Source organism: Sporichthya polymorpha DSM 43042, from assembly GCF_000384115.1.
In the GTDB taxonomy this organism is placed as follows: domain Bacteria; phylum Actinomycetota; class Actinomycetes; order Sporichthyales; family Sporichthyaceae; genus Sporichthya; species Sporichthya polymorpha.
This window is the reverse complement of the sequence record NZ_KB913029.1, coordinates 169267-181038: the sequence shown is the minus strand read 5'-3', so window position 1 is coordinate 181038 and position 11772 is coordinate 169267. Positions and strand designations below refer to the sequence as shown.

15 protein-coding genes and 1 pseudogene are annotated in these 11772 nt (G+C 68.0%); 8 read left to right on the top strand and 8 right to left on the bottom strand.

All coding sequences use genetic code 11. The annotated features are described in order from the left end of the window. The 3 genes and pseudogenes from SPOPO_RS0100910 to SPOPO_RS31850 form a co-directional block, all read left to right on the top strand. A pseudogene (locus tag SPOPO_RS0100910) lies at positions 1-327 on the top strand (hypothetical protein); the annotation flags it as partial. A 38-nt stretch (positions 328-365) separates the two neighbouring features. Further along, on the top strand, positions 366-896 hold the full coding sequence (locus tag SPOPO_RS0100905) for a SigE family RNA polymerase sigma factor (RefSeq protein WP_019872909.1): 531 nt from the start codon (positions 366-368) through the stop codon (positions 894-896). Between the two features lie 256 nt (positions 897-1152). Then, a complete protein-coding gene (locus tag SPOPO_RS31850; RefSeq protein ID WP_019872908.1) occupies positions 1153-1659 on the top strand; it encodes a DUF4396 domain-containing protein in 507 nt (168 codons plus the stop codon). 187 nt (positions 1660-1846) lie between these two features. Here SPOPO_RS31850 and SPOPO_RS0100895 read toward each other — a convergent pair whose 3' ends face one another. Both SPOPO_RS0100895 and SPOPO_RS26705 read right to left on the bottom strand, forming a co-directional pair. Then, on the bottom strand, positions 1847-2074 hold the full coding sequence (locus SPOPO_RS0100895) for a hypothetical protein (RefSeq protein WP_084670818.1): 228 nt from the start codon (positions 2072-2074) through the stop codon (positions 1847-1849). A gap of 78 nt (positions 2075-2152) precedes the next feature. Next, positions 2153-2746, bottom strand: coding sequence for a DUF305 domain-containing protein (locus SPOPO_RS26705; protein ID WP_019872906.1), 594 nt, complete (start codon positions 2744-2746; stop codon positions 2153-2155). 207 nt (positions 2747-2953) lie between these two features. Between SPOPO_RS26705 and SPOPO_RS32120 the strand changes: the two genes are divergently transcribed. Together SPOPO_RS32120 and SPOPO_RS0100880 are read left to right on the top strand one after the other, a co-directional pair. Beyond that, positions 2954-3382, top strand: coding sequence for a cupredoxin domain-containing protein (locus tag SPOPO_RS32120; protein ID WP_245541651.1), 429 nt, complete (start codon positions 2954-2956; stop codon positions 3380-3382). Positions 3383-3387: 5 nt separating this feature from the next. Beyond that, a complete protein-coding gene (locus tag SPOPO_RS0100880) occupies positions 3388-4728 on the top strand; it encodes a hypothetical protein (protein ID WP_028984403.1) in 1341 nt (446 codons plus the stop codon). A gap of 117 nt (positions 4729-4845) precedes the next feature. Here SPOPO_RS0100880 and SPOPO_RS26695 read toward each other — a convergent pair whose 3' ends face one another. From SPOPO_RS26695 to SPOPO_RS0100860, 3 genes are all read right to left on the bottom strand, one after another. Next, positions 4846-5769 carry a M56 family metallopeptidase gene (locus SPOPO_RS26695; RefSeq protein WP_019872902.1) on the bottom strand — a complete coding sequence of 308 codons (924 nt, stop codon included), beginning with the start codon at positions 5767-5769 and terminating at the stop codon, positions 4846-4848. 35 nt (positions 5770-5804) lie between these two features. Beyond that, the gene (locus SPOPO_RS0100865; RefSeq protein WP_019872901.1) at positions 5805-6197 is read right to left on the bottom strand and encodes a BlaI/MecI/CopY family transcriptional regulator; all 393 of its coding nucleotides are present in this window, start codon (positions 6195-6197) and stop codon (positions 5805-5807) included. A gap of 660 nt (positions 6198-6857) precedes the next feature. Further along, positions 6858-7460, bottom strand: a complete 603-nt coding sequence (locus tag SPOPO_RS0100860; protein ID WP_028984402.1) for a TlpA family protein disulfide reductase — start codon at positions 7458-7460, stop codon at positions 6858-6860. 99 nt (positions 7461-7559) lie between these two features. Here SPOPO_RS0100860 and SPOPO_RS0100855 point away from each other — a divergent pair, with 99 nt between their 5' ends. Both SPOPO_RS0100855 and SPOPO_RS26690 read left to right on the top strand, forming a co-directional pair. Next, complete coding sequence (locus SPOPO_RS0100855; protein WP_156869432.1) at positions 7560-7895, top strand: hypothetical protein; 336 nt, start codon at positions 7560-7562, stop codon at positions 7893-7895. Next, positions 7873-8904, top strand: coding sequence for a cytochrome c oxidase assembly protein (locus SPOPO_RS26690; protein WP_156869430.1), 1032 nt, complete (start codon positions 7873-7875; stop codon positions 8902-8904). Before SPOPO_RS0100855 ends, SPOPO_RS26690 begins: the two co-directional genes overlap by 23 nt. Here SPOPO_RS26690 and SPOPO_RS33400 read toward each other — a convergent pair. Next, a complete protein-coding gene (locus tag SPOPO_RS33400) occupies positions 8901-9185 on the bottom strand; it encodes a WhiB family transcriptional regulator (protein WP_019872897.1) in 285 nt (94 codons plus the stop codon). The genes SPOPO_RS26690 and SPOPO_RS33400 overlap by 4 nt on opposite strands. A 277-nt stretch (positions 9186-9462) precedes the next feature. On the opposite strand from SPOPO_RS33400, the gene SPOPO_RS0100840 reads away from it, so the two are divergent. Continuing rightward, a complete protein-coding gene (locus SPOPO_RS0100840) occupies positions 9463-10401 on the top strand; it encodes a C40 family peptidase (protein WP_245541650.1) in 939 nt (312 codons plus the stop codon). A 7-nt stretch (positions 10402-10408) separates the two neighbouring features. On the opposite strand, the gene SPOPO_RS0100835 is transcribed toward SPOPO_RS0100840, so the two are convergent. Together SPOPO_RS0100835 and SPOPO_RS33395 are read right to left on the bottom strand one after the other, a co-directional pair. Beyond that, the gene (locus SPOPO_RS0100835; RefSeq protein WP_019872895.1) at positions 10409-11338 is read right to left on the bottom strand and encodes a cation diffusion facilitator family transporter; all 930 of its coding nucleotides are present in this window, start codon (positions 11336-11338) and stop codon (positions 10409-10411) included. After that, a complete protein-coding gene (locus SPOPO_RS33395; protein WP_084670816.1) occupies positions 11335-11766 on the bottom strand; it encodes a metalloregulator ArsR/SmtB family transcription factor in 432 nt (143 codons plus the stop codon). Before SPOPO_RS33395 ends, SPOPO_RS0100835 begins: the two co-directional genes overlap by 4 nt. Positions 11767-11772 lie beyond the last annotated feature (6 nt).

Here is an 11772-nt window from a genome sequence, read left to right as displayed (position 1 = left end):
GCGGCCATCGGCGCCGTGCTTGCGGCGCTGACGATGCGGTCACCGCGTCCGGCTGCGGCGGTCGATGCGCAAACTCCGGAACCCGTTGCCGCACCCGTGCCCGCTCAACCCGATGAGCTCGCGCTGCTGGACCCGGTGTACTCCGAGCAGCCTCCACCGTGGAGCACCGAGCCTGCCGCGGCCGGTGAATCGCGCGGTCGTTCGGTCGTGATGCACGGGCCCGTCGAATCCGGGGGCGCTGCTCGTCAGGCCGTCACGGTCTTCATGAACCCTGACGGCGCCTTCACGGTCACGGTGACCAGCGATCCCGTCCTGCCCCGCGGCTGACCTCGCGCCCAGGATCGCCCGCTACCGCTGGAGAAACGATGACCACCACTCCTGCTCTGGAGCGAGACGCCGACAGCGCAGTGGTAGCGCTCTACACCGAGCACTACCACTCGCTGGTCCGCCTCAGTGCGCTGCTGCTGGGGGACACCGGCGCAGCCGAGGAGGTCGTGCAGGACTCCTTCGTCGCGCTGCATCGCGCGTGGAGTCGCGTCGAGGCGGAGCGCGAGCTGGCCTACCTGCGCCGGACCGTGGTGAACCGATCCAGGTCGGTACTGCGCCGCCGGACAGTTGCTGACCGGTACCACCACGACCCCGAGCCGGTCGCGGCGAGCGCCGAGGCGGTGGTCGTCTCCCAGTCGGAGGCGCAGCACGTTCTGGCGTGCCTTCGGCGGCTTCCCCCGCGCCAGCGCGAGGCCCTCGTCCTGCGCTCCTACGCGGAACTGTCCGTAGCGGAGATCGCCGACGCCATGAAGCTGAGCAAGGGCGCCGTGAAGGCGCACACGGCGCGCGGTCGGGCGCGCCTCCGGGAGATGCTGATCGAAGAAGGATCACTGGTGACGCAGCAATGAACCAACTGTTGAGCTTGGTGCGCTCCGCAGGAGCCTCCGAGTCCAGCCGCAGAGCGTTGCGGTGCCTGCTCAGATGCGTGTTGCACGGTGTCGCTGCATCGGCCGGCGCGGATCGCGGTGCCCGCGTGACCAATGCGGACAGAGATCGGACAGGGCAGTGAAGCAAGCTTCGATCCAGTAAAGGCCGCTTATCCACCAGGTGCGCTCTGCCGCCAGGGGTAGGGCCTTTCACCGCACCTACGCAAGGGAGCGAGACATGAACAAGCGAGAACTGAACGCCATGGCAGCAAGTGCCACGCTGCACTGCCTCACGGGATGCGCAATCGGCGAGATTCTCGGGTTGATGATCGGCACCGCCCTCGGGTGGGGGACGACGCCCACGATCGCGCTCGCGGTGGCGCTGGCCTTTCTCTTCGGATACGCGCTCTCCACTCTCCCCCTCATCTCGGCAGGCCTCGGCTTCTTCGCCGCGCTCTCCGTGGTCTTCGCCGCGGACACCCTCTCGATCGCGACCATGGAAGTTGTCGACAACCTGGTCATGGCTCTAATCCCTGGCGCCATGCACTCCGGCCTGGACAGCCCGCTGTTCTGGAGCTCGATGATCCTCGCGCTGCTGGCCGCCTACGCCGTCGCTTACCCGGTGAACCGGCGACTGCTAACCAAGGGCAAGGGCCACGCCCTCACCATGGCCTACCACCACGGCTCCCAGCACGGTTCTCACGATGGAGCCAAGCACGGCACCCACCACATGAGCCACCACTGAGGAGGACGGCATGAACACCACCGCACTTGCATCGGCTGTCGTGGGTTTTCTGCTCGGCGGGCTCGTAGCCTCCACCGCGGCAAGTTTGGACGATGAGCCTGACCACGCACCGCGGGTGCCGGCCACGTCTGCCCCGAGCGTGGCCCGTTAGCCCGGCTCCGTCGCGTCAGGAAGGAGCGGAGAGCGCCTACTCGGAGTGCAGGTCTTCCATGAAAACGAGCGCCACCAGACCGATGATGGCCCCGAGTACTAGTTGAATCGTCACGCCCATCAAAGCAGCTCGCAGCAGGTCGGCCGCCGAGCGCTGACCGCGAGCAGCCTGATGCGCCGGCAACGAGAGAACGTATGTCAACGCGAAACCAGGTTCCGGCGGCCGCTGGACCTCTATCACATCGTCCTCAGCGGTTGATGACATGCTCGCCCTTCTACGACTGGTCCGGGATGCGATAGGGACCAGACTACTATGGACCATCGTAGAACCTGCTCGTTGCCCTCATACAGGCACTCGTATCCCGCGTTGTTGGAGCAGATCCTTCATCAGGGTGACTTCGTCGCGCTGGACCCGAAGGATTGTCGTCACGAGGTCGCGGACCACTGGATCCTCAGTATTCGCCAGGACCGCCTCGGCCATCCTGATGCCAGTTTCGTGATGGGGGATCATCAATTCGAAGAACCGAATTCCTACCGTCTTGCGCGGCACGGCCCCGAGTTGCTCGATCTCATCTTGGCTCGACATCCCGGGTTCGCGGCCGGCGGCGGTCTGCGGGTGTTGACCTTTCGCCTCGTCCATGAAGATCGGGCCCACCGGGGGCAGGCGCCATACCGCGAGCAGGGCGCGCATCTGCCCGATCTCCTGCTGCTGGCTCAACGCCAGATCCGAGGCGATCTCACGGATCTGTGAGTCCGTCGAGCGGTCGCGGGCGATCACCGCCATCTCGATCGCCTGGGCATGGTGGTTCTGCATGTCGCGCGCGAACACGGCCTCCGCGCTGGTGGTGGACGGCGACCCGGAGGCCGCCTCCGTTCGATCGAGGTTGACGATGGTGAGCGCCCCCGACAGGAACGCAGCGCCAGCGATGACACCCATGTGAATCCATCCCATGCCCCACCGTCGGTCGCCGATGTTTCGGGCGAGGATCGCCGATGTTGCCGCGACATCACCGTCGAGGGGCGCAACTCCGTTGGCCTACTATCCGGTCTAGTACCTGCGCCGGGACGAGATCTGGACGCGCAGAGACGCGCCGGACAAGGAAAGGGCGATATGCGAACGCGCAGGATCCGAGGGGTCAGGGTTGTGGCGGCCGCAGCCTTGTTAATCGTCGCCGGCTGCGGCGACGACGAGGGCAGCGCCTCGCAAAACCCGACTCCCCTCGTCACGGCCGAGACGAGCCCTTCGGACACGGCGAGCGCCGAGCCAGCCGTGGCCGAAAGTCCGAGCGCTTCCGCGGGTGCCGAGCAGGACCAGACCGTCGAGATCGACCTGGTCGGCGGCAAGCCCGCCGAAAAGATCGGAAACGTCACCCTCTCCGAGGGCGACACGTTGACGCTGGTCGTGACATCCGATGAGGCTTACGAACTGCATGTTCATGGCCTAGACGTTTCCATCGCGGTGACCGCGGGCGAAACCGTAACCAGGACGTTCACCGTCGATATCGCCCCAGGGTCCTACGAGGTCGAGGTCGAGGAGACGGGTTTCCTGCTGTTCAACCTCAAGGTCAAGTAGTCGCGATGGGCTCTTTCGCGGGTGGGTCGGACCTTCTCCTGGCCCACGGGGTCGGCGCACGGCAGGATCTGCCGCTGCCCTTTGTATACGTCCTCTTAGGCGCGGTGCTGGCCCTCGCAGTGTCCTTCGGTGCACTCGCCGTCCGCTGGCGCACGTCGAAGTTGACCGGGGCCGCTGCCGGGCGCACGCTCGCCGGCTCGCTGGGTGAGTTCGCGGACTCCGCGGAGCTGCGGTGGACGTTGCGGGTACTGGGGCTCGCAATCACGGGCTTCGTCGCCTGGTGCGCGTTGGCTGGACCCGACCTGGCGACGAATCCCACGGCCGGATTCGTCTACGTCATATTTTGGGTGGGCCTCGTGCCCGCCTCCCTGCTGTTCGGCCCGGTCTGGCGCCTGCTCAACCCCTTGCGCACCATCCACCTGGGGATCTGCGCCGCGCTACGGCTGGACCCCGACGACCCGCCCTTCGAGCTGCCGCGCTGGGTCGGCTATTGGCCGGCCGCGATCGGTTTGGGGTCCTTCGTCTGGCTCGAATTGTGCGCCACGGACCGGAGCTCCACGGAGACGCTGACGACGTACTTCTCGATGTACGCCGGGGCCAACTTGCTCGGTGCGATGCTGTTCGGCCGCGAGTGGTTCACGCGCGGGGATGGGTTCGAGGTCTTCTCGGCCTTGATCGGACGGCTCTCGCCGCTGGGTCGGCGGTCCGACGGCTCAGTCGTGCTGCGCAACCCGCTCAACAATCTCGACGCCACGCCGGAGGCGCCTGGCCTGATCGCGGTGGTCGGCGTCATGCTCGGCTCGACTGCCTTCGACTCCCTGACCTCGACCTCCTGGTGGTACGACCGCACCTTCGACTCGTCCATGTCACCGCAGACGCTCTCCTCGATCGCCCTCGCCGCCTCGATCGGCGGTGTCACGGCCGCGTTCTGCCTCGCCTCGTGGCTGGCGGGCGTGCTGTCGGGTCGGGGGCCGGCCGGAGCCGCGACGGCGTTCGCACACTCGGTGATTCCGATCGCCGTGGGGTACCTGATCGCGCACTACTTCTCGTTGTTGGTCTTCGCCGGCCAGCAGACCTTGATCTACGCCTCCGATCCCATGGCGGACGGCTCGAACATCTTCGGAACCGCTGACTTGTCCGTGAACTATGGGCTCGTCACCGTGGGGCAGATCGCCTCCGTGCAGATGGTGTCGATCGTCGTCGGCCATGTGCTCGGTGTGTTCGCGGCGCACGACCGGGCCATCCGCCTGTTCCCGAACCGGGGCGCGGTGATCAGCCAGATGCCGATGATGGTCCTGATGATCGCCTACACCATCGGCGGGCTCACGCTGCTGTTCAGTGAATGAGCTAGTTCTGGATCATCCCGATGACGATCACGACGATGTAGATCAGCCCGACGAGGCCGAAGACGGCCATCGTCCACTTGTGCTGGCGTCCGGGGTCGGGAGGCAGTGGCCGTTCGGTCATCGGCTCGGTAGTGCGGTGATGGTGCAGCATTCGACGATGGCACTCGGAACCCATGACGCGATCAGGACGGCGACCGCCGGCATCGCGAGCAGCGTGATCACCCCGACCGACGTGAGAACGCGGATCACAGGGCTGGCGGGGTTGGGAGCCAACAGACGACGGATCCGGAAGGCAGCGTCGCCGCCGGACGCGCCCAACGCGGGCGCGGCGACCGGCTGGTGCGCCAGGGAGAGCATCGCCGCGGCGACGCGCCGGTGGTCGGTCTCCCGGGCCGCGCTGTCGTCAGCCGCCATCTCGACCAGACCGGGAACAGCCGCGGCGGCTGAGCGGAACAGCGGGATGAAGAAGAACGCCTTGCCGAGCCCGTGGGCGGCCACGACCACGAGGTGGTGCCGCGCTCGCACGTGGGCGCGTTCGTGCGCGAGGACCGCGTCGAGTTCCGGCCGGGGCAAGGAGTTCACCGCGGCGCTGGTGACCACGATCGCTGACCTCCGGCCCGGCAGGCAATACGCCTGGGGCACGGGGTGGTCCACGACGAGCGCCCCGATCCGGTCGTCGTGCCGCGCCACCAGTGCGAGCCGGACGCCGTGCTGCCGGCGTCGTCGAGCCGCGGAGGTCAGGCCGGCGGTTAGGAACCAGATGGTGCGTACGGCCACGACGATCGACAGCAGCAGCCCGCCGCCCACGACGGCCGCGCCTTCGGGTGTGCGGAATGCCGACGAGACGGCGCCTGCACAGGAGAGGAACGGGTGGGTGAAGGCTTGCGGAGAGACGCTGTCCGGATCTGCGAAGGCCATCCCGGCGAGCACGGCCGAGACTATGAAGGACGCACTCGCCGCCTGCCACATGGCGAGAGCGAGACGGGGGCACCGCGTCGGCCAGCTGGCGCGCTCGAGCACCCGCGGCACGCAGACCGCCACGGCAAGAGCCCACGCGACCAGTAGCGCGCCCGTCGTCATCGACGCCGACGCCGGCTCGACGTGGACTGCTGGTGGCCCGACAACCGGTCGAAGGCGTGCCGCAGCTCTGATGCCTCGGCCGGGCCAAGCTGTTCGAGAAACGCTACGAGCGTGGCGCTGCGATCTGAACTCGCCGACAGCGCTTCACCCATGAGGTCAGCGGTGTACTGCTCCCGGCTGATGGCGGGACGGTACTCGTACGCGCGACCGACCGGCTCGCGCAGTAGCCAGCCCTTACGGTGAAGCTTGTCCATCACCGTCATCACGGTGGTGTAGGCGAGGGAGCGCTCGTCATAAAGGTCGGTGTGGACCTGTCGCACGGTCATGGCCGCGTCCGCCGCCCACAGCCGCTCCATGATGACGGCCTCAAGATCGCCGAAGCCTCGCACTCAGATCCTCCAGGGCCAGGCACATCGGCGGGCGATTGTTACGGAGCATGGTACTAGCGCAGACACTCGTCAGCACGTCCCGAGTCGTGCGTCTGACGGAGCGGACTCCGCCGATCGGGATCAGCGGGCCGCCAAGAGCAAGCCCTCGGCGGCGGGTGGTGGGCGGGACCTCCGCCGTTCACGGCGCCGGACATGATGCTGAAGGCCCTATGGGACGGCGCCACGCGGCGCAGGATGCGACTCCCGTCCCTGATCCTTCGCAACTTGCCCCCCGCACGCGCTGTCCTCTCTGGGCGCGGGATACGGTCCTCGACTATGCCGAATAGTAGCAGTGGCGGGGGCACCTCCGGTGCCCCGGCGAGGCAGGCGCTCGCGTGAGCTGGTGGCAGGTCTTGCTGGTGTTCCTAGGCATTCCGGTCGCGGTCTTCGCCCTCATCTGCGCGGCCGTGCTTCTCGGGGCGCCGCCGGTAGCGTCGGTCGACGAGGGCCCTGTCGGAGACGCGCCGGCCGCGCCGGCTGAGCCGGCAGCATCGGGGCCTCAGATTGATGTAGACGGCCCGGCCGACGGCGCGGCTCAGCCGGACGACGGCGCACCAGGTTAACTTAAGATCGACCTAGGGCTCAGTCGGAGCGTTCCCCACTTGTGCCAGCCGTCACGCCTCAAGCGGTCTCAGCCAGCACGTCCTCGATCAGCGCCACGAAGGTGCGCATCGTGCTGGCGCCCACGATGCGAGCGGCGACGCGGCCTTCGCGGTCAAGGACGAGCGTGCTGGGGATGGCGCGAGGCGGAAGCGTCTTCCTGAACGCCAATTGAAGCCTTCCGTCCGGGTCGCGCAGGCTGGGGTAGGAGATCTTGTAGCGGCGTTCGAACGCCTCGGCCGCACCGGCGGCATCGTCACGCGTGTTCACGCCTACGAACTGCACGCCGTGAGCTTTGAGCTTCTTCCACGCGGCTTCCAGTTCGGGTGCCTCCTTACGACAGGGGGCACACCAGGATCCCCAGATGTTGATCAGCACGACCTTCCCCCGCAGGCTTGCGAGGTCGAGGCGCTCAGAGCCACCGAGCAGCGGCCCCTCCAGCGAGATTGGGTCTCCGCGCTCCGCCGGGGTAATGATCGTGACGGCGCCTGACCCCGAGACGAAGCCGGAGTCATTCAGGGCCGCGGGGGAGGACGCGTCGCCGCCGCACCCGCCGAGCAAGGCGGCCGCCACGACGAGGACCAGAGACACGCGCCCGCGGGATGCACTCCAGGAAAACGCCATGAGCGGACCCTCCCGGAGACCTACAACGCTGCTTCTACTATCCTACATAGGAGTTCTGGGAAGGCTGGTGCAGCTGCAGTGCGGCATGCAGGTACAGAGTTGGGGCTCGGATGGCTCGCGGCACACGCCTCGACGCCCCCGCCGCAACCCATCGACGAGTCCAAGGTTCAGCCCGGTGTGATCGGTCTGGTCTTCTTCCTTGCGAGCGTCGTAGCGGTGGGTCTGCTGGGCTGGTCGATCATCGGCCGGATGAAGCGGCTCGACGAAGCGCGCCGGCCCGGCGGCTGGGCGGCACCGGAGCCGGCCGGGGAGCCGGCATCCGACCCCTCGCCGGAGTCGTCCGCAGACCTGCCCGTCGACGCCCAGCGGGACGTGGCGGCTGCTACCGCCGCCTCGGATCCTTCCGGACCTGATGGTGCTCCGGACCGGGCCTGACGTCTCCCTGCCCTGGGCGATCCCCTTGGGTGCCGACCTCGAGCCGCTGACGTCCCGCGCCGCAGCCTGGCGGGGTTGGTCGGCCGACTGGCCGATGCTCGCGGTTGCTCTCGTTCTCTCGCTGGCGTATCTGTGGGGCGTCTGGCGTGCTCGACGACGCGGCACTCGGTGGCCTTGGTACCGGACGGCGGCCTTCCTCGCCGGCACGGGGGCGCTGGTGCTGATCACGCACTCGTTCCTGGGCGCCTACGCGGACACGTTGTTCTGGGCGCGGGCCACTTTGGTCTCTGCGGTGTTCATCGTCGTCCCACTCCTGCTGGCCTTGGGGATGCCACTGTCGCTCGCTGCCGCGGCGATGCCCCCGGCGGGCCGTCGAGCTGCGGCCGCGTTGCTGCGGGCCCGCGCCGTCCGCCGGCTGGGGCATCCCTTCGTTGGCGCGGTGTTGTTTCTGATCCTGCCGTGGGTCTACTTCTTCTCGCCCTGGTTCGAGGCGACGATGCGCCACGAGGCCGTTGATGTCGCGAGCTTGACGTTGTTCCTCGTTCTCGGGTTCGTCTACTACTGGACGCGCCTGCAGCTCGACCCGGTACCGGCGCGCTATCCGCAGCTGTTGTCCATGTTCATCGGGATGGGCGAAGTCATCGCCAACGCCGCCCTCGGCCTGGCGCTGATCACGGGTGGGGGGATCATCGCGGGCGACTTCTACGCCGCGGTGGCCCGGGATTGGGGCCCGTCGTTGGCCTTAGATCAAAAGATCGGAGGCGGCTGGTACTGGCTGGTCGGGCACATCGCGGGGGTGCCCTTCATCATTATCGCGTTCTGGCTGGCCCGCTTGGCCGATGCGGAGACCGCGCGCGAGGTGGACGCGGTGCTGGATGAGCTGCACTCCGGGGACGGTCCATTGCTGAAGCCCTGGTGGGAGTCGGACCCGCGGTTCGCGCACCTGCGTACCGGCGAGCGTCCGGGCGGGACCGGGAACCTGCCGGCACCGGCCCGCGGCAGCGACTAATGTTGCGCCAGCGCTTCGCGGTCGCGACCGCGAAGCAGGGGCCGTCGATCCTCCTCGGTCGTGCCGCCCCAGACACCGAACTCCTGGCCGGAACGAAGGGCCCAGTCCAGACATCTTGCCGACACTGGGCAACTTCGACAGATCGCCACAGCGCGGGCGACATCGCGAAGACTGGGGCCGATCGTGCCGATGGGGAAGAAGATCTCGGGATCCGAACCCGCGCACGCCGCGGCGGAGCGCCATTCGCCGACTCGGGCGTCCGCGGCTTCGCATGACCCCATAGGAGGACGGCATCCTTTCATCGGTTACTATGATCCATAGTAGTGGCCGGGGCGGCGGTGTCTCAGCCGGAACTTGGTTCAAGGCCAGGTCAACATCACGCAGACCTCCCGGGCCGCTCGCAAGGGTCCGGGGTAACGTCTCCTATCGGCGTTAGTAGGTCCGCATACCGCTGCGCGCGCATGGAACCCGGAGGTCGTGGTGTCGCTGAATTCCCCCCGCCGAGCGCGTTGCGGCCTGCGGGCGAGTCTGGCTGCCGGCGCGGCGGCCCTACTCGCGGTGACCGGACTGATGGGCGTGGCGCGGGCGGAACCTGAGCTCAGCGTCGCAGAGGCACGTCGCCAGGTCGAGGCGCTCTATCACCAGGCCGAGCAGGCGACCGAACGCTACAACGACGCTCGGGTGGCCCTGCGTGACGCGGAGCTCAACTTCGGCCGGGCCCAGCGTCGGGCCACCGCCCAACAGGCGGAGGTCACCGAGCTGCAGAAATCCGTGGGCGCGTTCGCGGCAGCGGCTTACCGCAACGGGGGCCTCGACCGAACGCTTCAACTTGTGTTCGCCGAGGACCCCGACGCCTTTCTCGAGCACGCGACGTCGCTCGACGCGCTCGGGGACCGCGAGGCGGTCGCGCTGCGTAAGGTGGTCGAGGCCCGGCGCGACCTGGTGGCGGATCAAACCGCGGCGGCCCAGCATCTGGCCGCGGTAGAAGCGCAGCGCAAGGCTCTCGCGGCGGAGAAATCTGAGGTCGAGAAGAAGCTGCGCGCAGCTCGCGAGGTGTTGAACCGGCTGACCGCCCGCGAGCGCATGCAGCTCGACCGCGCATCCCGATCCGACCCCCGGCCGTTGTTGGAGGATTTGCCGCTTCCGGACAGCGGACGCGCGGCCAAGGCAGTCGAGTTCGCTCTCAAGCAGGTCGGCGACAGGTATGTGTGGGCGGCCGCCGGGCCCGACGCTTGGGACTGTTCCGGCCTGACGATGATGGCGTGGCGGGCTGCCGGTGTCTCCTTGCCGCACTCGTCGCGGCTGCAATACGAGACCGGGCGGAAGATTCCGCGCTCGGAGCTGGCGCCGGGCGATCTCGTGTACTTCTACAGCCCGATCAGCCACGTCGGCATCTACATCGGCAACGGCCAGATGGTCGACGCGCCCAACCCCAACAGTCGCGTGCGGATCCGGCCGATCACTGACATGCCGTGGGCGGGCGCCACCCGTCCCTGACGTGCTGTCAGGCGTGGGCGTGCGGTTCGTGGGCCGAGTGGGATGCTGCTTCGAACTGGATCGTCGAGTGCTCCACGTCGAAGGTTCCCGCCAGGGCGTCCTGGGCCTCGTCGAGCAGTGTCATGAGGTGCCCGTCGTGGAAGCAGTCGTCGTCGACCACCAGATGCACGGTCAGGACCGGGAGGCCGGTGCCGACGGTTGAGGCATGGAGGTCGTGTACGGCCCGTACATGAGGAAGTTCCAACAGATGGCGTCGCACCTCGGCCATGTCGAGGTCGCTCGGCGTGGCCTCAAGCAGGATGTTGACCGCCTGCCGAAGGATCCGCCACGTCCGGGGCACGATCAGGGTCCCGATCACCAGCGATACCAGTGCGTCGGCGCGCTCCCAGCCGGTCAGGGCGATGACCGCGGCGGCGACGAGCACCGCGACTGAGCCCAGCGCGTCGTTGATCACCTCGAGCATGGCGGCGCGGGTGTTCAGATTCTCGCCGTGCGTGCGGCGAGCCCGGGCGAGCAGGGCGATACCCACCGCATTGCCCAGCAGGCCCACGATCCCGAAGACGATCATGACCCCGGATTCGATCTCGCTGGGGTCGAACAGTCGGCGGATAGCCTCGACGAGGATGTACGTCGCGACGGCGAGAAGGACCGCCGCCTGCGCCGCGGCCGCGAGGATCTCGGCGCGTCGATATCCCCAGGTCAGCCGGTCGTTCGGCGGACGCTGCATGAGGACCGCCGCGAACAGCGCCAGGGACAGTCCGGCGGCATCGGTGAGCATGTGCCCGGCGTCCGCCAGTAGAGCAAGGCTGCCGGACCACAACGCTCCCGCGACCTCCGCAATCAGGACCGTCAGCGTGACCCCAAGAACGCCGGCAAGGACCCCCTTCGGAGCGCCGGCGGGGCTGTGATCGTGGCCGTGCCCGTGCGCCTCGCTCATTCCGCACGTCCTCGACGCCGGCGCGGGGCGGAAACTGACGGACGCCCACGCGCTGGTCGACTTGAGGGCGTCGCTGCTGAAGCGTGAATGGCGGGGCAGAGCGTGACCCGCTCGCCGGTCGCGGCAAGCACAGCTTCGGCGGCGGCGAGCAGGTCGAACAGTTCCGGCCGAGACAGGGAATACCACGACGACCGGCCCTCGGGGCGGACCGTCACCAGGCCGCAGTCCCGCAGACACGCCAGGTGTTCGGACACGGTGGACTGGGCCAACCCGAGGTGGTCGACCAGGTCCATGACGCGATGCTCTCCCCGGGCCAGATGCTGCACGAGTGCGAGGCGGCTCGGATCCGAGAGCCCCCTGAACAAGGAAGCTGCGGCCGATAACTCAAGATCCGGCAGCGCCACGTGAGCGGCTCGTGACATCGTCATATACCG

Coding starts and splice junctions, on each gene's coding strand:
- SPOPO_RS0100905 (WP_019872909.1), top strand. CDS start 366: ATGACCACCACTCCTGCTCTGGAGCGAGACGCCGACAGCGCAGTGGTA.
- SPOPO_RS31850 (WP_019872908.1), top strand. CDS start 1,153: ATGAACAAGCGAGAACTGAACGCCATGGCAGCAAGTGCCACGCTGCAC.
- SPOPO_RS0100895 (WP_084670818.1), bottom strand. CDS start 2,074: ATGTCATCAACCGCTGAGGACGATGTGATAGAGGTCCAGCGGCCGCCG.
- SPOPO_RS26705 (WP_019872906.1), bottom strand. CDS start 2,746: ATGGGTGTCATCGCTGGCGCTGCGTTCCTGTCGGGGGCGCTCACCATC.
- SPOPO_RS0100880 (WP_028984403.1), top strand. CDS start 3,388: ATGGGCTCTTTCGCGGGTGGGTCGGACCTTCTCCTGGCCCACGGGGTC.
- SPOPO_RS0100860 (WP_028984402.1), bottom strand. CDS start 7,460: ATGGCGTTTTCCTGGAGTGCATCCCGCGGGCGCGTGTCTCTGGTCCTC.
- SPOPO_RS26690 (WP_156869430.1), top strand. CDS start 7,873: ATGGTGCTCCGGACCGGGCCTGACGTCTCCCTGCCCTGGGCGATCCCC.
- SPOPO_RS33400 (WP_019872897.1), bottom strand. CDS start 9,185: ATGGGGTCATGCGAAGCCGCGGACGCCCGAGTCGGCGAATGGCGCTCC.
- SPOPO_RS0100835 (WP_019872895.1), bottom strand. CDS start 11,338: ATGAGCGAGGCGCACGGGCACGGCCACGATCACAGCCCCGCCGGCGCT.
- SPOPO_RS33395 (WP_084670816.1), bottom strand. CDS start 11,766: ATGACGATGTCACGAGCCGCTCACGTGGCGCTGCCGGATCTTGAGTTA.